Annotated in this window: 15 protein-coding genes; 3 read left to right on the top strand and 12 right to left on the bottom strand. The window is 67.1% G+C overall.

Annotation, left to right across the window (positions count from 1 at the left end; translation table 11 throughout):
- Window positions 1-3: 3 nt before the first annotated feature.
- Entirely contained in the window at window positions 4-1,257 is a 1,254-nt protein-coding gene (locus ACZK4H_RS04210; protein ID WP_099551272.1) for a zinc-dependent metalloprotease, read from the bottom strand.
- Window positions 1,258-1,482: 225 nt separating this feature from the next.
- On the opposite strand from ACZK4H_RS04210, the gene ACZK4H_RS04205 reads away from it, so the two are divergent.
- Window positions 1,483-2,940 (top strand): DUF2235 domain-containing protein, encoded by a 1,458-nt coding sequence (locus tag ACZK4H_RS04205; RefSeq protein ID WP_099551273.1) that lies wholly within the window; start codon window positions 1,483-1,485, stop codon window positions 2,938-2,940.
- 67 nt (window positions 2,941-3,007) lie between these two features.
- Here ACZK4H_RS04205 and ACZK4H_RS04200 read toward each other — a convergent pair whose 3' ends face one another.
- The 7 genes from ACZK4H_RS04200 to ACZK4H_RS04170 form a co-directional block, all read right to left on the bottom strand.
- Window positions 3,008-3,832 carry a ferritin-like domain-containing protein gene (locus tag ACZK4H_RS04200; protein ID WP_099551274.1) on the bottom strand — a complete coding sequence of 275 codons (825 nt, stop codon included), beginning with the start codon at window positions 3,830-3,832 and terminating at the stop codon, window positions 3,008-3,010.
- A 9-nt stretch (window positions 3,833-3,841) separates the two neighbouring features.
- A complete protein-coding gene (purF, locus tag ACZK4H_RS04195; protein ID WP_005408246.1) occupies window positions 3,842-5,308 on the bottom strand; it encodes an amidophosphoribosyltransferase in 1,467 nt (488 codons plus the stop codon).
- 30 nt (window positions 5,309-5,338) lie between these two features.
- A complete protein-coding gene (locus tag ACZK4H_RS04190; protein ID WP_099551275.1) occupies window positions 5,339-6,118 on the bottom strand; it encodes a CvpA family protein in 780 nt (259 codons plus the stop codon).
- A gap of 46 nt (window positions 6,119-6,164) precedes the next feature.
- Entirely contained in the window at window positions 6,165-7,205 is a 1,041-nt protein-coding gene (locus ACZK4H_RS04185) for an SPOR domain-containing protein (RefSeq protein WP_099551276.1), read from the bottom strand.
- Window positions 7,206-7,286: 81 nt separating this feature from the next.
- On the bottom strand, window positions 7,287-8,558 hold the full coding sequence (gene folC / locus ACZK4H_RS04180) for a bifunctional tetrahydrofolate synthase/dihydrofolate synthase (RefSeq protein ID WP_099551277.1): 1,272 nt from the start codon (window positions 8,556-8,558) through the stop codon (window positions 7,287-7,289).
- A gap of 40 nt (window positions 8,559-8,598) precedes the next feature.
- Window positions 8,599-9,243 carry a histidine phosphatase family protein gene (locus ACZK4H_RS04175; RefSeq protein WP_010483945.1) on the bottom strand — a complete coding sequence of 215 codons (645 nt, stop codon included), beginning with the start codon at window positions 9,241-9,243 and terminating at the stop codon, window positions 8,599-8,601.
- Window positions 9,244-9,488: 245 nt separating this feature from the next.
- Window positions 9,489-11,651, bottom strand: coding sequence for a S46 family peptidase (locus ACZK4H_RS04170; protein WP_099551278.1), 2,163 nt, complete (start codon window positions 11,649-11,651; stop codon window positions 9,489-9,491).
- Between the two features lie 292 nt (window positions 11,652-11,943).
- Here ACZK4H_RS04170 and tdh point away from each other — a divergent pair, with 292 nt between their 5' ends.
- On the top strand, window positions 11,944-12,966 hold the full coding sequence (tdh, locus tag ACZK4H_RS04165; protein ID WP_010483949.1) for an L-threonine 3-dehydrogenase: 1,023 nt from the start codon (window positions 11,944-11,946) through the stop codon (window positions 12,964-12,966).
- 121 nt (window positions 12,967-13,087) lie between these two features.
- On the opposite strand, the gene ACZK4H_RS04160 is transcribed toward tdh, so the two are convergent.
- Window positions 13,088-13,783, bottom strand: a complete 696-nt coding sequence (locus ACZK4H_RS04160) for a TorF family putative porin (protein WP_099551279.1) — start codon at window positions 13,781-13,783, stop codon at window positions 13,088-13,090.
- A gap of 206 nt (window positions 13,784-13,989) precedes the next feature.
- Here ACZK4H_RS04160 and kbl point away from each other — a divergent pair, with 206 nt between their 5' ends.
- The gene (gene kbl, locus ACZK4H_RS04155; RefSeq protein WP_099551280.1) at window positions 13,990-15,198 is read left to right on the top strand and encodes a glycine C-acetyltransferase; all 1,209 of its coding nucleotides are present in this window, start codon (window positions 13,990-13,992) and stop codon (window positions 15,196-15,198) included.
- An 88-nt stretch (window positions 15,199-15,286) separates the two neighbouring features.
- On the opposite strand, the gene ACZK4H_RS04150 is transcribed toward kbl, so the two are convergent.
- The 3 genes from ACZK4H_RS04150 to ACZK4H_RS04140 form a co-directional block, all read right to left on the bottom strand.
- On the bottom strand, window positions 15,287-15,622 hold the full coding sequence (locus tag ACZK4H_RS04150; RefSeq protein ID WP_099551281.1) for a hypothetical protein: 336 nt from the start codon (window positions 15,620-15,622) through the stop codon (window positions 15,287-15,289).
- Between the two features lie 85 nt (window positions 15,623-15,707).
- Window positions 15,708-16,517, bottom strand: a complete 810-nt coding sequence (locus tag ACZK4H_RS04145; protein ID WP_142807330.1) for a pseudouridine synthase — start codon at window positions 16,515-16,517, stop codon at window positions 15,708-15,710.
- 20 nt (window positions 16,518-16,537) lie between these two features.
- The gene (locus ACZK4H_RS04140; RefSeq protein WP_010483956.1) at window positions 16,538-17,044 is read right to left on the bottom strand and encodes a hypothetical protein; all 507 of its coding nucleotides are present in this window, start codon (window positions 17,042-17,044) and stop codon (window positions 16,538-16,540) included.

Genomic DNA, 17,044 nt, shown 5'->3' with positions numbered 1-17,044 from the left:
CACTCAGCGGAAGGCCGCGATGGTGGCCTTGGTATTGACCAGTACGCGCTGGTTGTCGGCGGTACTGGCATTGCCCATCGGGATGCCGTTGTAGCTGATGTTCGGGTTGGACCAGTAGTTCAGGCGCGGGCAGCCGGCCGAGCAGTCATAGGCCATGATCGTGCGCCAGCGCGAACCAGAGGACGGCTCGTAGCGATAGCCGTGCCCATAGGCATAGGGCGACGTGCTGGGATCACTGGCGATATCGTGCCGCGCACTCTGCAGATGGCCGATCTCATGCGCGAAGGAGTAGTAGCCGGTCGCGCAGTCCCAGTACACCGCCGCGAAGGCCGTCGATGCCGTCGAGCCGATGCCCGAGGCCAACCCGCAGTAGCTCGTGTTGTTGATCAGCAGGACACCGACATCGGCCGCGGTGTTGTTGCGGCTGGTGTGGATGCTGTCCATGTAGCCGTCGCTGGTGTTGCGGAAACGGGTCAGGTCGGTGGTGAAATTGCCGGACTCGGTGTAGTTGGTGGTCTCGTAACCGGCCAGCTGCAGGGTGATGCCGACGTTGCTGTTGACGTAGCCCTGGTTGGACTCGGCCACCGCCAGCTGCACCAGCGACTGCATGTTGCCGCCATAGGCAGTGACCGCCGCATTGGTCGCCACCACCAGCACGCGGATGGTCGCCGGCGATCCCGACGAGGCCTGCGCGATGCCGATGTGGTCGTTGTCGGCCATCGGGATCTTCGGCAGCTGGTTGTAGTCGGCCGGATGATCGGCCGGCATCCGCGATTCATCGACCTCGACCAGCACGTGGCGGTTACCCAGTGGACGCAGGCGATAGAGCTTGCCGTCCTTGCGGATTGAACCGGTGAGGGTGTTGCCCGAACGCACCAGGATCAGCGAATTGCCCGGATCGTCCTGGCCATTGGACGTGGCGGCGGTCAGCTTGTCCGAAGGTGAGCGGAACTGGCCGTACCAGATGCTGCCACCATCGGGCAGTGCCTCGACCTTGCTGCGTACCGCCTGCACCTGCTTGCCGAGCAGTTCGAATTCGAGCTGCGGCTGCGCCGTAGCCGTCGCGTCGACACGTACTTCCTGCACCGTCGCCGTGGACGGGGTGGCCAGCAGCTTGCCCAGGGCAGGCTCACTGTTGGCCGATGCCCGGCTGATGACCGTTACCGGTTCGAACAACGGTGCCGCATGCGCGGCAGCCGCCACCGACAAACCCAACACGAGGCCACCTGCCGCTTTGCCAATCGATCTGGACAACATTGCGTCGCTCCTTGAATGATGTGAACAGCGTTGATGCAGCACGCCCGGGTTTGCCGGGTTTGGCCATATGGCCTGCGCGGGTCGTGTGAATTCAATAGAAGATGGGAATGAAAATCAGGAACTGTGATCGACCGCATCTGCGTTAAGTAAGGTCAAAAGCGTCACTACACTTCGCCAACACATCGCTTTCGCGCTACCGTGACGTAGCCACGACGGGACATGCACATGGCACCATCGCAGGACACGGACGAAGATGTCGGCTTGCTGCGGATCGGCCTGTTCTTCGACGGCACCCGCAACAACGCGCACAACCTGGCGCGCGGTCGCCCGCAGGTCCCGCAGCCGCGGCCGGCGCAGCTGCGCGCGGATGATGATTCGACCTACCAGAGCCGGCTGACCAGCAGCTACGACAACGGCCTGACCAACATCGCGCGCCTGCAGCAGCTGTATCCGGACAGTCGCCGTAATGCGGTGGCCGCGCCCTCGCTGTCGATCTATATCGAAGGCGTGGGTACCCGCGATGATGCCGACGACGATCTGATCGGGCTGGCCTTCGGCATCGGTGCCAGCGGCGTTCGTGCGAAGGTCCAGCGCGCGCTGCAGGTGCTGCTGCCGGCGGCACTGGCCGAGCTGTCCGCACGCTGGCAGCGACCGCTGCAGGGTGTGCAGCTGGACCTGTTCGGTTATTCACGCGGTGCTGCTGCCGCACGTGACATCGCCCACCAGTTGCAGGGCTGGAACAGCGCGCGCTGGCGCCAGCTACTGCAGGGCGCCGGCCTGTCCTGTACCGCGAACTTCGCCCCCGCCACACCGGTGCTGCGCTTCATCGGACTGTTCGACACCGTGGTCGCAGTCAATGGCGGCCGCGCCGATGAGCAGCCGCAGCTGGCCCTGCACAGCGGCATCGCCGGTCGCGTCGTGCAGCTCACTGCACGCGATGAACATCGCCAGCACTATCCGCTGACCAGCGTGGCACCGCCGTTCACCGAGATCGCCCTGCCCGGCGTACACGCCAACATCGGTGGTGGTTACAACCAGCTGGAGGAAGGCCCAAAGCTGCTCAGTCGTCCACGCCGGCAACAGCTGCGTCGGCCAGCAGTGGCTGACTACCAGACGCCACCGCTGGCCCTGCTGCAGGCGACCACGGTCTACGCTGAAACACAGGCCGATGCCGAGCGCTGGCGGCAGCAGCTGGGCGTTGGGGAAAAAGAGATCTGGGTGGATGTCTGGCACCAGTGGCAGCAGCAGCGTCGTGCCGGCAGCCGCAGCGTGCTGCTGTCACCGGTGCTGTACGTGACCGCCGCAGTGGTACTGCGCAGACGCATCGACTGGCGCTACCAGCTGATCGCACTGCAGGTGATGCAGCAGCAGGCCATCGAGGCCGGCGTGCAATGGACCGCCAATGCCGCCGAAGTTCCCGGCTGGGAGCTGCCGTCGGCCCTGCAGCCGATCGCGCGGCGGCTGGTGGACGGACAGGCATTGACCCAGACCCAGGAAGCATTGCTGCGGCGGCGCTACCTGATGCAGTCGGCACACTGGAATTTCGATGCGTTGGGCGACACCGCACTGACCTACGCCGCCGATGCCGGCGTCAGCGAACTGCCGTACCGGCCGGGTCCCGGCTTGTTCTACATCAACCGGCCGACGGTGGATGGCAAGCGCGTGGTGTTGCCAAACGCCTGAAAAAGGGGACGGAGGGGATCAAGTGGTTTGTGCCACAAACGACTTAATCCCCTCCGTCCCCTTTTCTTCAACCGGCCTGCTCGACCAGGTTGGCGAGCTCATCCGCATCGAAACCGGCCAGCAGGCGCGCTTCCATGTTGAACGGCCCGTGCAGGTAGCCGCCGGCGTACTCCACCAGCAGTTCCTTGAAACGTGCGCGCGGCTCGACGCCGGCGCGGTCGCAGTACCAGCGGTACCAGCGCGAACCGGCAGCCACATGTGCCACTTCCTCGCGCAGGATCACTTCCAGCACATCGGCGGTCTCGCCATCACCGACGTTGCGCAGCTTCTCGATCATGCCCGGGGTGACGTCCAGGCCGCGCGCTTCCAGCACGCGCGGCACCAGTGCCATGCGTGCCAGGCCATCGTGCGCGGTCTTTTCGCACATTTCCCACAGGCCGTTGTGCGCGGGGAAATCGGCGTAATCGTGGCCGTGTGCCTGCAGGCGCTCGCGCAGCAGCATGAAGTGCCGCGATTCGTCGTCGGCACAGCTGACCCAGTCGGCATGGAACGCCGGCGGCAGGCCACGGAAGCGGTACACCGCATCCCAGGCCAGGTCGATCGCGTTGAGTTCGATGTGCGCGATGGCGTGGATGAAGGCAGCACGCCCTGCCACGCCCCCCAGCCCGCGCCGGGGTACTTCGCGCGGATGCACCAGCACCAGCTGCGCCGGACGGCCCGGCATGCAGATCGGCTCCGGCGGCGGCACATCGGCCGCGACCTTCAGGCGGCCGGCGCGGAACGCAGCAGCGTAGGCCTGGGTCAGCGCAACCTTGCGCAGCGGGTCGGCTTCAGCCAGGCACTGCTGCGCCGCGCGCAGCAGGTCGCCTCCAACGTCGGGCACGTCAACCACGCTTGGACCTCAGGCGCGGCGCTTGTGCTTGGCATCGTCCGAACGCAGCTGCTGGATGCGCTCGAAGTAGCCCGGCTCGATACCGGTCGGGTAGTGGCCGTTGAAGCACGACGAATCGAAGTTGCGCAGCGCCGGGTTGCCCTCGCTCACCGCCGCTTCCATGTCTTCCAGATCCTGGTAGATCAGCCAGTCGCAGCCCAGGTGGGCTTCGATCTCTTCCACGGTGCGGTTGTGCGCGACCAGTTCCTCGGCCGCCGGCATGTCGATGCCGTAGATGTTCGGGTAGCGCACCGGCGGCGCCGCGCTGGCCAGGTAGACCTTGCGCGCGCCCGCGTCACGGGCCATCTGCACGATCTGCTGGCTGGTGGTGCCACGCACGATCGAGTCGTCCACCAGCAGCACCACACGGTTGCGGAACTCCAGGTGGATCGGGTTGAGCTTGCGGCGCACCGACTTCACGCGTTCGCCCTGCCCCGGCATGATGAAGGTGCGGCCGATGTAGCGGTTCTTGATGAAGCCTTCGCGGTACTTCACGCCGAGCACGTTGGAGATCTCCAGCGCGGCATCGCGCGAGGTGTCCGGGATCGGGATGATGGTGTCGATGTCGTGATCCGGGCGCAGGCGCAGGATCTTCTCGCCCAGCTTGATGCCCATGCGCATGCGCGCCTTGTGCACCGAGACGTTGTCGATCATCGAATCCGGGCGCGCGAAGTACACGTACTCGAAGATGCACGGGGTGTGCTCGGCCGGCTCGGCGCAGATCTCCGAGAACAGCTCGCCACGCGCGGTGATCACCAGTGCTTCGCCCGGCTGCACGTCGCGCACGCGCTGGAAGCCCAGCACGTCCAGCGCGGCCGATTCGGAGGCCACGATGTACTCGTCGCCCTCGGCATGGCTGCGCTTGCCCAGCACCAGCGGACGGATGCCATGCGGGTCGCGGAAGGCAACCAGGCCCAGGCCCAGCACCACGCTGACCACCGCGTAGCCGCCCTTGCAGCGGCGGTGCACGCCGGCCACGGCACGGATGGCCGCTTCCGGGCTGAGCTGGCGCTGCTGTTCCAGTTCGTAGGCGAACACGTTCAGCAGCACTTCGCTGTCCGAATCGGTGTTGACGTTGCGGCGGTCCTGCTCGAACACCTGCTGGCGCAGCGCTTCGGTGTTGATCAGATTGCCGTTGTGGGCCAGCGCGATGCCGTACGGCGAATTGACGTAGAACGGCTGCGCCTCGTCCATGCCTTCCGAACCGGCGGTCGGGTAACGCACATGAGCGATGCCGACGCTGCCTTCCAGGGTGGACATGGTGCGGGCATCGAACACATCGCGGACCAGGCCGGTGGCCTTCTGCACGCGCAGGCGGCTGCCATTGGCGGTGGCGATGCCCGCCGCGTCCTGGCCACGGTGCTGGAGGACGGTCAAGCCGTCATACAACTGCCCGGCGACGTTCTGGTTGCCGACGATTCCGACGATGCCACACATGGTGCGAGGTCTCCGCTGGGCTGTGCCCAGTTACAAGGAAGGTGGCCGTGCCTGGCCGCGGTGGTCGCCGCGCCTGCGGTCGACATTGGCCGGATCGCCCGGCTCGATACTGTCCGGCAGTGCTGGGGCGTCCGGACGCACTTCGGCCGGATCGTAGGAATCGCCCTGTTCCGCTTTCGCAGGCCGCAGCCATCCGCTGCCTGCCACTACCTGGTTGAGGATGCCATTATCGCCTGCCGCGCCCGGCTTTCCCAACCCGGCGCCTGCGTTCTTGCCCAACTCCATCAATGCAGATGGGGACAGCGCGTCGGTCGGCAAGGCCTTGGGCAGCAGATCGGCCCCGGGAACCTCCCAGTGCGGCAGCTTGCTGTTCATCCAGGCAACGGTGGGGTTCAGCAGTGGGCGCACCGCCGAACGCTGCCAGGAAGGCTCGGCAGTCAGCGGGGTGAAACTGCCCAGCAGCAGCAGGATCGCGGCGATCAGGCCGCCACGGACCACGCCCAGCACGCCACCCAGCAGGCGGTCCAGGCTGGTCAGCATGCTGCGGTGGACCAAGGCCTTGATGACCATGCCGACCACGGCGACCACGATCATCACGCCGATGCCCACCCCCAGGTAGCCACCGACGAAGTGTTCGCCACCGGGGGCCGCCGGGGCAGCCCACCAATGGGCAGCATCATTGCCGAAGGCGAAGGCCGCCCACGCGGCCAGCAGCCACGACAGGGTGCCGATGACGATTCCCACGAAGCCGCGCAGCATCCCCAGCAAGGCCGAGGCGGCGATCACGATCAGCAGCACCACGTCGATCATGGCGCCCCGCTCCTTCGGCGGCGCTGGCAACGGGGCTGCGCGTGGGTCATGGGTGCGGTCGCACCATGCCGGCCACGCCGACCTTGGCGGCGACCTGGGCCTTCAGCTGCTCGGCATCGGCGCGGTTGGCCACCGGCCCGACGCGGACGCGATGCAGAGTGCCCTTTTCAGTGCGCACCTGCTCGACAAAGGCGCTGAAACCAGCGGCGCGCACCTTGTCGCGCAGGGCGTTGGCATCGTTGGCCTGGCCGAACGCGCCCAGCTGCACGGCAAAGCCGACGCCGCTGGCCGCCGGTGCTGCTGGCGTGGTCGGGGCCGTTGCCGGCTTGCTGGCGGCATCCGGCTTCGGCTCCGGCTTCGGGGTTTCGGGCTTCGGCGCCGGCTTCGGCGGCTCGGGCTTGGCAGCCGGAGCGGTCGTTGCGGTCGGCGTACTCGGCGGCAGGCTTTCGCTGCGCACCGGGTTGCTACCGGCCGACGGCGCGGTGGCTGCGGACGGGGTGCTGGCGCTTGGCGTGGCCGCTGCCGGGGTGGCGGCCACCGGGGCGCTGCTGGCCGCTGCGGCATCCAGGGTGATCACTTCAGCCTTCACATCGGCACGGATCTTCACCGCCTGCAGGCGGGCGGCCTCGGCCTGTGCGCGGTCGGCGTACGGCCCCACGCGCACGCGCCATGCCTGACGGCCATTGATGGTGGCCGTTTCAGCGAAGCCCGGCAGCTGCGAGCGCTTCAGGTAGGCGATCACTGCGTCGGCATCGGCCTTGCTGCCGTAGGCACCGAAGGTGACCGCATAGTTGCCGGCGGCAACCGCCGGCGAGGTGTCGACGGTCGGCGGTGTGGCAGGTGCCGCGGCATCCGCAAGCGGCTTGGCCTGGCCGGTCTGCAGCCCCGTGGCGCCGCCCGCAGGGGCCACCAGCGGCAGTTCACGGGTTTCGAACTGGCCATCGGCCGGTGCATCCGGCGCGGCGATCGGCACATTGGCGACGCCGCTGTCCGGTGCAGGTCCCTTGACCAGCATCGGCAGGAAAATCACGGCCAGTGCCACCAGCACGATGGCACCAATCAGACGCTGTTTCAGAGGCGTATCCACGTGAGGCAGGCAACTGTCCGGAGATTGCCATCGATTATACGGGTGCCGGACCGGACGGCGTCGGCGTTGGCTGAACGCGGATCAGGCATCGCCCTGCAGCATCTGCAGGGCCGCTGCGGCGGTATGGAAGGAGCCGAACACCAGCACGCGGTCGCCGCGCTCGGCCTGGGCCAGCACCTGCGCCAGTGCCTGTTCGACGGTATCGGCCAGCTGCGCCTTGGCCGCGGCCGTGCCGGCCAGGCGCGCCTGCAGCTGGGCGGCGCTCTGCCCACGCGGGCCATCCAGCCCAGCCAGGATCCATTCGCCCACCACATCCTGCAGCGCCTGCACCACGCCCACCGCGTCCTTGTCCTGCAGCGCGGCGTACACCGCCAGGGTGCGTCCGGCCGAGACCTCGGCCTTCAGCGTGCGCGCCAGCTGGCCCGCCGCCTGTGGGTTGTGGCCGACATCCACGCGGATCTGCACGCCCTCCCGCTCGAATGCCTGCATGCGGCCGGAAATGCGTGCTGCCGCGATACCGGCAGCCCAGGCCGCGCGCGGCACCGGCTTGTCCAGCGCACGCATCGCAGCGATGGCGGCACCCGCATTGGCCAGCTGGATCGGGCCGGCCAGCGCCGGGGTCGGCAGCTCCATGCGCAGGCCGACATCACGCCAGCGCCAGCGCTGGGCATCGATCGGTTCGTAGAAATAATCGCTGCCGCCGCGGATCGCGTTGGCACCCACCAGATAGGCACGCGCCAGCACGCTGGACGGCGGATCGGTCTCACCCAGGATCACCGGCTTCCAGCCGCGGATGATGCCGGCCTTCTCGGTGCCGATCGCTTCGCGGTCCTCGCCCAGCCACTCGGCATGGTCGATGTCCACGGTGGTGATCACCGCCACGTCGGCGTCGACGATATTGACCGCATCGAGGCGGCCGCCCAGGCCCACTTCCAGTACCGCCAGGTCCAGCCCGGCGTCGGCGAACAGCTGCAGCGCAGCCAGCGTGCCGTACTCGAAATAGGTCAGCGTGATTTCGCCACGCGCGGCCTCGATGGCGTTGAACGCGGCGACCAGCGCCGCATCGTCCACGTCCTGCCCGTCGATGCGCACGCGCTCGTTGTAGCGCAGCAGGTGCGGCGACGTGTAGGCACCGACCTTCCAACCGGCAGCACGGCCGATGGCCTCGATGAAGGCCACGGTGGAGCCCTTGCCGTTGGTGCCACCGACCACGATGGTGCGCGTGGCCGGCGCGCCCAGGCCCATCGCCGTGGCCACGGCGCGCACGCGCTCCAGGCCCATGTCGATGGTCGCCGGGTGCTGGCGTTCAATGTAGTCCAGCCAGTCGGCCAGGGTGGTCGGGGTGTTCGTCACGGCAGCGGTTCCAGCAGAAGCAGTTGATGCGGGGGATGGATCAGAGGGCGCGGTGCTTGGCTTCGCCGAAGAACGGCGTGTGGTGGGCGCAGTCGTTCAGGCGCACCACTTCCAGGCTGTCCAGGTCGGCGCCTTCGAGCAGGTTGAGCGTGGTCGGTGCCTGGCGGAAGGTCCACAGGCGGGAGATCGGCAGGCCCAGCACCTTGCACAGGATCACGCGGTTGACCGCGTCATGGGCGACCACCAGCAGGGTGTCGTGCTCGCCGAGGCCTTCGGTGGCGCGCGCCAGCCCACGCCAGCTGCGCTCCAGCACCAGGCGCAGCGATTCACCGCCGGGCATCAGCACGGTATCGGGTTCCTCGCGCCAGGCCTGCAGGCGCGACGGATCCTTTTCGTTGATTTCGCTGGCCAGCAGGCCCTCCCACTCGCCGTGGGCGATTTCCTGCAGCTCCGGCTCGGTCAGCAGCATGTCGGCACGGGCGGCACCGAGTGCCAGCTGCGCGGTGCGCTGCGCGCGCGACAGCGGCGAGGCGACGGCACGGGTGATGTCGACCGAGGCCAAGCGGGCACCCAGTGCCTGGGCCTGGGCTTCACCGATCGGCGAAAGCGGAATATCGATCTGGCCCTGGTAGCGGCCTTCGGCGTTCCACGGCGTTTCGCCGTGGCGGGCAAGCAGGATGCGCATGCGTGCAAGGGGTCCTGGGGGGAGGAGGTTTCCGCGTTTCGTTCACATCCTGTGAAGTACGCGGAACACGGATGATACCTGTTCGGCGCACCGGGCCGGGCCGGGCCGGGCATGAAAAAACCCCGCGACGTGGGTCGCGGGGTTTCAGGTTTCCTACGGATTCCGCCGGGCATGGCCCGGCGCTGCCGGAGGCGGCCAGTAGAGCCACGCCATGCGTGGATAGACCGCCAGCGACCGCAAACGGATCATTTCGCCAGGTTCAATTCCTTCAGCAGCTGCGGCGCCGGCGCCACTTCCTGCATGATCCACTGCATGTAGCGGCTGTCGACGGCGATCATGCGGGTCATCACCGGGTCGAACACCCAGTTGGAGCTGACCGATTCCCAGTTGCCGTCGAATGCCAGGCCGACCAGCTTGCCATTGGCGTCCAGCACCGGCGAACCCGAGTTGCCACCGGTGATGTCCAGGTTGGACAGGAAGTTCACCGGCACCGAACCAATGCGTTTGTCTTCCAGGCCGCCGTAACGCTTGGCCTTGACCGCATCGAGCAGCGCCTTCGGCGAATCGAACGGATCCTCACCGGTTTCCTTCGCCGCCACGCCTTCCAGGGTGGTGAACGGGGTGTACTTCACGCCGTCCTTGCCATAGCCCATGACGTTGCCGAAGGTGATGCGCAGCGACAGGTTGGCGTCCGGGTAGACGAACTCACCCTGGCTCTTCTTGTAGTCGGCCACGGCCTGCAGGTACAGCGGACGTGCGGTCAGCGATTCGCCTTCGCGGATCTTCTTCTGCTCTTCCTGCTTCAGCAGTGCCGGCATGACAGCCACGGCGTACTGGATGGCCGGATCGCTGCTGGCTTCAAACGCGGCACGGTCGGCCTTGAACCACTTCAGGCGGGTGTCCAGGCTGCCCAGTTCGGTACCGCCCAGCTTGGCCACCAGCGACTTCACCGCAGCAGCATCGCTGCCGGCCAGCCACTTGTTCAGCACTTCGTTGTCGCGCTGTGCGGCCGGCAGGGCCACGTACTGGTCCAGCCAGTAGGTCTGCAGCTGCTGGTCCATCTTCGCCACGTAGCGACGATCCATCTGCTTCAGGCCACCTTCGATGGTGGTCAGGTCGCGCTCCTGGTAACCGGCTTCGCGCTCGGCATCCGGCTTGCTGCGCTCGATCGACAGGCGGTACAGGGTGATCGCTGCGCCAACGGCCGAAGTGTTGTTGAACTGACCGACGAACAGGTCGCGTTCGCGGGTCGACTTGCTGGTATCCAGATGCTTGAGCAGCTGCGCGTGTGCAGCCAGGGCCGGCTTGCCGGCAGCGCCCTGCTTTTTCAGCCAGGCCAGCACGGCGGCTTCCTCAGCCTGCTTCTGGCCAGCGGCGTCGATGCGCTTGAAGCCTTCCAGCTGGCCCAGGTAGTTCTTGGCCACGTTGTTCATGCTGGCCGCGGTGGCGGCGTACTTCACCTTGACGTCGGCGTCGGCCTTGCCGGCATCGGCGATCATCTTCAGCACCGCGTTGTAGTGCTTGGCGATGGTCGGGTAGGTGAAGCTGGCGGTTTCGTTGAACTCACCAGCCAGGGCATAGCGGTTGGTGCGGCCCGGGTAGCCGGCCACCATCACGAAGTCGTCGGCGCCCAGCGGCTGGTCGGCGAACTTCAGGAAGTGCCTGGGCTGGTACGGCACGTTGTCGGCGGCGAAGGCGGCCGGCTTGCCGTCCTTGCCGACGTAGGCGCGGTAGAACGAGAAATCGCCGGTGTGGCGCGGCCACATCCAGTTGTCGACGTCGCCGCCGAACTTGCCGACGCTGCCCGGGGGCGCGTAGACCAGGCGCACGTCCTTGATTTCCATGTTGCGGAACAGGCGGTAGGTATTGCCGCCGGAGAAGCTGTACAGGCGGCAGCGGAAGCCGGCATCGGCTTCACAGGCGGCGACCTGGGCCTTGTCGAAGGCGTCCAGCGCGCGGCTGCGGGCCAGCGGGTCGTTGCCGGCGCCGGCGATGGCGGCCTTGGCCTGGGCGGTGACGTCGGTGATCTGGTCGAGCACGAACACGCGGGCGTTCGGGCCGGCACTCAGCTCGTCCTTCAGGGTCGGCGCGTTGAAGCCGTCCTTGATCAGGTTCTTCTGCGCGGTCGAATTCAGCTGGATGGCGCCATACGCGCAGTGGTGGTTGGTGACCACCAGGCCCTGCGGCGAGACGAAGCTGGCGGTGCAGCCGCCGAGGGCGACGACCGCGCCCATCGGGTCGCCGGTCAGGTTGGACAGCTGTTCCGGGGACAGCTTCAGGCCGGCCTTCTGCAGCGGGCCGGCGATTTCCGGCAGCTGCTGCGGCACCCACATGCCTTCAGCGGCATGGGCGACCTGGGCCAGCCCGAGGCTGGCGACGATGGAGAATGCAAGCAGGTTCGAGCGCATGGAGCGGCCCCTGGTAGTGGAACCCTCGATTGTAGCCCGCCGCCCTGCCCCGCCCCGAACCCCGGAAGTCATGGGCCGGGCGCACCGATGCCCCGGTAGCAGCCAACCTTGGTTGGCACCCGCGCATCCACCGGGCATGGCCCGACGAGCACAGCGGCCACGTTCGAAACGCCCGCCGGCGCACGCCTTTCGTTCCGCCACTGCACCCGCAGCGCAACATGGGAAATCCGCGCGGCACCCTATAATCCGCGCTTTCCCCCTGATGAGTTCCACCCCGATGGCGCAGCAAACGATGAAGGCCCTGGTCAAGCGCGAAGCGGCCAAGGGCATCTGGCTGGAAGAAGTTCCGGTTCCGACCCCGGGCCCGAACGAGGTCCTGATCAAGCTGGAGAAGACCGCGATCTGCGGCACCGACCTGCACATCTACCTGTGGGACGAGTGGAGCCAGCGCACCATCAAGCCGGGCCTGACCATCGGCCACGAGTTCGTCGGTCGCGTCGCCGCACTCGGCTCGGCAGTGACCGGCTACGAGATCGGCCAGCGCGTCTCGGCCGAAGGCCACATCGTCTGCGGCCACTGCCGCAACTGCCGTGGCGGCCGCCCGCACCTGTGCCCGAACACCGTCGGCATCGGCGTCAACGTCAACGGCGCCTTCGCCGAATACATGGTGATGCCGGCCAGCAACCTGTGGCCGATCCCGGACCAGATCCCGTCGGAGCTGGCTGCGTTCTTCGACCCCTACGGCAACGCCGCGCACTGTGCGCTGGAGTTCAACGTGATCGGCGAGGACGTGCTGATCACCGGTGCCGGCCCGATCGGCATCATCGCCGCCGGCATCTGCAAGCACATCGGTGCGCGCAACGTGGTGGTGACCGACGTCAATGATTTCCGCCTGAAGCTGGCCGCCGACATGGGCGCCACCCGCGTGGTCAACGTGGCCAACCAGTCGCTGAAGGACGTGATGAAGGAACTGCACATGGAGGGCTTCGACGTGGGCCTGGAAATGAGCGGCAACCCGCGTGCGTTCAACGACATGCTCGACTGCATGTACCACGGCGGCAAGATCGCCATGCTCGGCATCATGCCCAAGGGCGCCGGCTGCGACTGGGACAAGATCATCTTCAAGGGCCTGACCGTGCAGGGCATCTACGGCCGCAAGATGTACGAGACCTGGTACAAGATGACCCAGCTGGTGCTGTCCGGCTTCCCGCTCGGCAAGGTGATGACCCACCAGCTGCCGATCGACGACTTCCAGAAGGGCTTCGACCTGATGGAAGAAGGCAAGGCCGGCAAGGTGGTCCTCAGCTGGAATTGATCCGGCACACGGCGACGCCGGGCATGGCCCGGCGCTACCGAAACGAGAAAGGCGCCCATTGGGCGCCTTTTTCTTTGGTGTTGCCGGCCAGCGGCCGGCACTACCCGTAACGCCTGCGGCGTTATTTGCCGACGGCCACGCTCAGCATCACCCGGCTGTGGGCCAGCTTGCCGGAGTTGTCACGGCCGTTGCCGTCGGTGCCGTAGTAACCCAGGCCGACATTGAACAGGCCGAACTGGCGCGCGACGCCGACGTTCCAGTCGGTGTAATCCTTGGCGATGCCGTCCTCGAAGGTGCTGCGACCGACATTGGCATTCAGGGTGAAGTCCTTCGGCAGGCCCCAGCTGCCGCCCAGGCCGAAGTACCAGCCATCGGTGCTGCTGTTCCAGACATCGTTGGTGTAGGCCACCGTCAGCTTGTAGGTGTCATCCAGCGTGGTGGTGGTGATCAGCTCGTTGTAGTTCTGGTGGCTGGACTTCAGGTAGGTGTAGCGGTTCAACAGCACATCGACGTTGACGCGCTCGGTGACATCCACGCCATAGCCGATCAGGTAGTCGACCTCGGTCTTCGGGTCACCCGTACCAAAATCCACGCCCGAGCCCCACACGCCGGCATACAGGCCAACCGGGCTGGTGTAGGTGAAACCGGCCTGCAGGGTCGGATCCTCGTCGGTCTGCGACACACCACGGAACAGGTAATCGGAAACGGCGGTGACGTTCCAGCTGTACGGCGATTCGTTTTCCTGGGCGCTGGCGGCGAACGGGGCGGCCAGGGTCAGGGCAGCGGCAATGGCGAGGCAGGCACGGGCGTGCTTCATGAGCGTCTCCGGTGGGGGCGGTGGCGTGGAAGGCGGGGAGCGGGCGTAGCGGCCGGAGCGGGACAGCTCCGGTTCACGAATTTTTAACCAGTTTGCTATTGCGATGCAACATGTGCCGGCCGTGGCGATGCCCGGCCCGGGCCGGTCGGCAGGCGGCGATGCCCGGTAGAATCAACGGTTTCCCCGTTCAGAGCCGTGCCCACGCCATGACCGACGCCTCCTCCGCCCTGACCCGCCACTACGCCGAGGAACTGGACGCCATCCGCGCCCAGGGCCTGTTCAAGTCCGAGCGGATCATCACCAGCCCGCAGTCGGCCGAGATCACCCTCGACGACGGCCGCAAGGTGCTGAACTTCTGTGCCAACAACTACCTGGGCCTGGCCGACCACCCGGACCTGATCCAGGCCGCCAAGGATGCGCTGGATACGCACGGCTTCGGCATGGCCTCGGTGCGCTTCATCTGCGGTACCCAGGACCTGCACAAGCAGCTGGAGAAGCAGATCGCCGACTTCTTCGGCAAGCAGGACACCATCCTGTACGCCGCCTGCTTCGATGCCAACGGCGGCCTGTTCGAACCGCTGGTCGGCGAGAATGACGCGATCATTTCCGATGCACTGAACCACGCCTCGATCATCGACGGCGTGCGCCTGTGCAAGGCCAAGCGCTTCCGCTACGCCAACTGCGACATGGCCGACCTGGAAGCCCAGCTGCAGGCCGCCGATGCCGCCGGCTGCAAGACCAAGCTGATCACCACCGACGGCGTGTTCTCGATGGACGGCTTCATCGCCCCGCTGGACGAGATCACCGCGCTGGCGAAGAAGTACAACGCGCTGGTGCACATCGACGAATGCCACGCTACCGGCTTCCTGGGCGCCACCGGCCGTGGCTCGGCTGAAGTGAAGGGCGTGCTGGAGAAGATCGATATCATCACCGGCACCCTGGGCAAGGCCATGGGTGGTGCGCTGGGTGGCTTCACCTGCGCCAGCGCCGAGGTGATCGAACTGCTGCGCCAGCGTTCGCGTCCCTACCTGTTCTCCAACTCGCTGCCGCCGCACGTGGTCGCCGCCGGCATCAAGGCGTTCGAGATGCTGGCCGCCGCCGATGACCTGCGCGACACCCTGGTGGAGAACACCCGCCACTTCCGCGAGAAGATGGTCGCCGCCGGTTTCGACGTGAAGCCGGGCGTGCATCCGATCAGCCCGGTGATGCTGTACGACGCACCGCTGGCGCAGAAGTTCGCCGAGCGTCTTCTGGAAGAAGGCATCTACGCGATCGGCTTCTTCTTCCCGGTGGTGCCCAAGGGCCAGGCCCGCATCCGTACCCAGATCAGTGCCGCGCACACCCGCGAACAGCTGGACCGCGCAATCGATGCGTTCACCCGCATCGGTGTCGAGCTGGGCGTGATCAAGGGTTGATCATGGCCGGGGTCGGATCCCTTTCCTGCGGAAAGGGCTCTGACCCCACCGGTCAAGGCGTGTCGACCAAGGTCGACACCCACAGGCATCACTTCTTTTTCTTCTTGCCCTTCGGCTCGTCCTTGCTGGCCACCACCACCGGCTTGGCGGCAGCGTCCTGGCCGTTGCCCTTGGCAACGCGGATGCCGTTGGCCTTCATCCAGGCATCAAATTCATCGGCGGTCATCTTCTTGTCGCCGTTGCTCATCAGGAAGCGGTAGCTGCCGCGACCATCCAGTTCCGGCGTCTTCACTTCCACCACCGGGGTTTCGGCCGGCGTTTCCGCCTTGGCCACCTTCTTGTGGCCACCACAGGCGGTCAGCAGCACCATCGGCAGCAGCAGGCCTACGCAGCGCAGGGTTTGGTTGAGGGTCGGGTGGTACATGGGCAGGCTCCGTTCGGGAAATTCAGCAACCAGGCGCCCCCTACGCCTGGAACGGTGGCCGGCAGCTGCCGGCCGCGGGCGATGATCAGCCCGGTGCAGCGGCCCCCAGCCGCTGCTGGTCACTGACCTCCAGCACCCGCCACTGCCCCTTGCCGAGATCGCCGAGCTGCAGCCCACCGATCGCGACCCGGACCAGGCGCAGCACCTGCAGGTCGAAGGCCGCCAACAGGCGGCGGATGTGGCGGTTGCGGCCCTCGTCGAGGACCACCTCCAGCCACGCGGTCTTGTCGCCGCTGCGCAGCACGCGCACGGCCTGGGCGACGAGGAACTCGCCCTCGTCCTCGACACCGGCGCGCAGCGCAGCCAGGGTGTCCTCGTCGGGCAGGCGGTCCACCTGCACGTGGTAGGTCTTCTGCGGACCCGTTTCCGGATCGGTCAGGCGCGCGGCCCACTGCGGATCGTTGCTGAACAGCAACAGCCCCTCGCTGGCCTTGTCCAGACGCCCGACCGGCGCGATCCACGGCAGCCCTGCACCATCGAAGCAGCGGTAGACGGTGTCGCGGCCACGCTCGTCCTGCGCGGTGGTCACCACCCCGCGCGGCTTGTTGAGCATCAGGTACAGGCGCTGCGGCGCGCCCATCGGCTGGCCATCGACCTCGATCGGCGGCGCCGGCTGGCCAATCGGGAACTCTGGATCCCGCACGATGCGGCCGGAGACGCGTACGCGGCCCTCGGCGATCCAGCGCGCGGCCTCGCTGCGCGAGCACACGCCGGCCTTGGACAGCACGCGCGCCAGGCCATGACGGACACCGGCGGCTGTGGCACCGGGAGTCGCACGCCCACGCGATGCGTGGGAGCGGGCGGCGGGGGCGGCAGGCGGGCGGCGCGTGCGCAAGCCTCTGCTCCCCGCGGCGCTTACTTCTTGTCGACCGGCTTGGTCTCAGCCGGTGCTTCAGCCGGTGCCGGCGTGGCGGCCGGAGCCGGACGCGCCTTGACCACGCGCACGCCGCGCGCCTTCATCCAGGCGTCGAACTCTTCGGCGGTCATGCGCTTGCCGTTCTGGCTCATGTCGAAGCGCCAGGGCGTGTTGTCGAATTCGGTCTGCGGCTTGTAGGCCGCCGGATCGTTCGGCTTCACCGCCGGTGCGCTCGGAATGGCCTTGGCGATGTTCTGGCAGCCGTCGATGCGCAGGCGCTGCAGCACCTGGTCCAGCGACTGCGACGGATCATAGTTGCTGCTCAGCACACCGGCCGGCATGCCCAGCTGGTTGCCACGGATGTAGAGCTCGTCGGCCACCGGCGCGATGGTCGTGGCCGGCAACGGCAGCGGCGAGGCGCTGGTGTTGACCGAGCAATCGACCGCAGCGTGGGCGGCGGGAACCAGGGCCAGCGCCAGGAAGGCAGCCGATGCAGAGCGCAGCAT

Source organism: Stenotrophomonas sp. 78350_Sma, assembly GCF_056482105.1.
Note: the sequence above shows the minus strand (reverse complement) of the source record. Positions and strands in the feature narration are given on the sequence as shown.

Coding starts and splice junctions, on each gene's coding strand:
- ACZK4H_RS04210 (WP_099551272.1), bottom strand. CDS start 1,257: ATGTTGTCCAGATCGATTGGCAAAGCGGCAGGTGGCCTCGTGTTGGGT.
- ACZK4H_RS04205 (WP_099551273.1), top strand. CDS start 1,483: ATGGCACCATCGCAGGACACGGACGAAGATGTCGGCTTGCTGCGGATC.
- purF (WP_005408246.1), bottom strand. CDS start 5,308: ATGTGTGGCATCGTCGGAATCGTCGGCAACCAGAACGTCGCCGGGCAG.
- ACZK4H_RS04190 (WP_099551275.1), bottom strand. CDS start 6,118: ATGATCGACGTGGTGCTGCTGATCGTGATCGCCGCCTCGGCCTTGCTG.
- ACZK4H_RS04175 (WP_010483945.1), bottom strand. CDS start 9,243: ATGCGCATCCTGCTTGCCCGCCACGGCGAAACGCCGTGGAACGCCGAA.
- ACZK4H_RS04170 (WP_099551278.1), bottom strand. CDS start 11,651: ATGCGCTCGAACCTGCTTGCATTCTCCATCGTCGCCAGCCTCGGGCTG.
- tdh (WP_010483949.1), top strand. CDS start 11,944: ATGAAGGCCCTGGTCAAGCGCGAAGCGGCCAAGGGCATCTGGCTGGAA.
- ACZK4H_RS04160 (WP_099551279.1), bottom strand. CDS start 13,783: ATGAAGCACGCCCGTGCCTGCCTCGCCATTGCCGCTGCCCTGACCCTG.
- kbl (WP_099551280.1), top strand. CDS start 13,990: ATGACCGACGCCTCCTCCGCCCTGACCCGCCACTACGCCGAGGAACTG.
- ACZK4H_RS04150 (WP_099551281.1), bottom strand. CDS start 15,622: ATGTACCACCCGACCCTCAACCAAACCCTGCGCTGCGTAGGCCTGCTG.
- ACZK4H_RS04140 (WP_010483956.1), bottom strand. CDS start 17,044: ATGCTGCGCTCTGCATCGGCTGCCTTCCTGGCGCTGGCCCTGGTTCCC.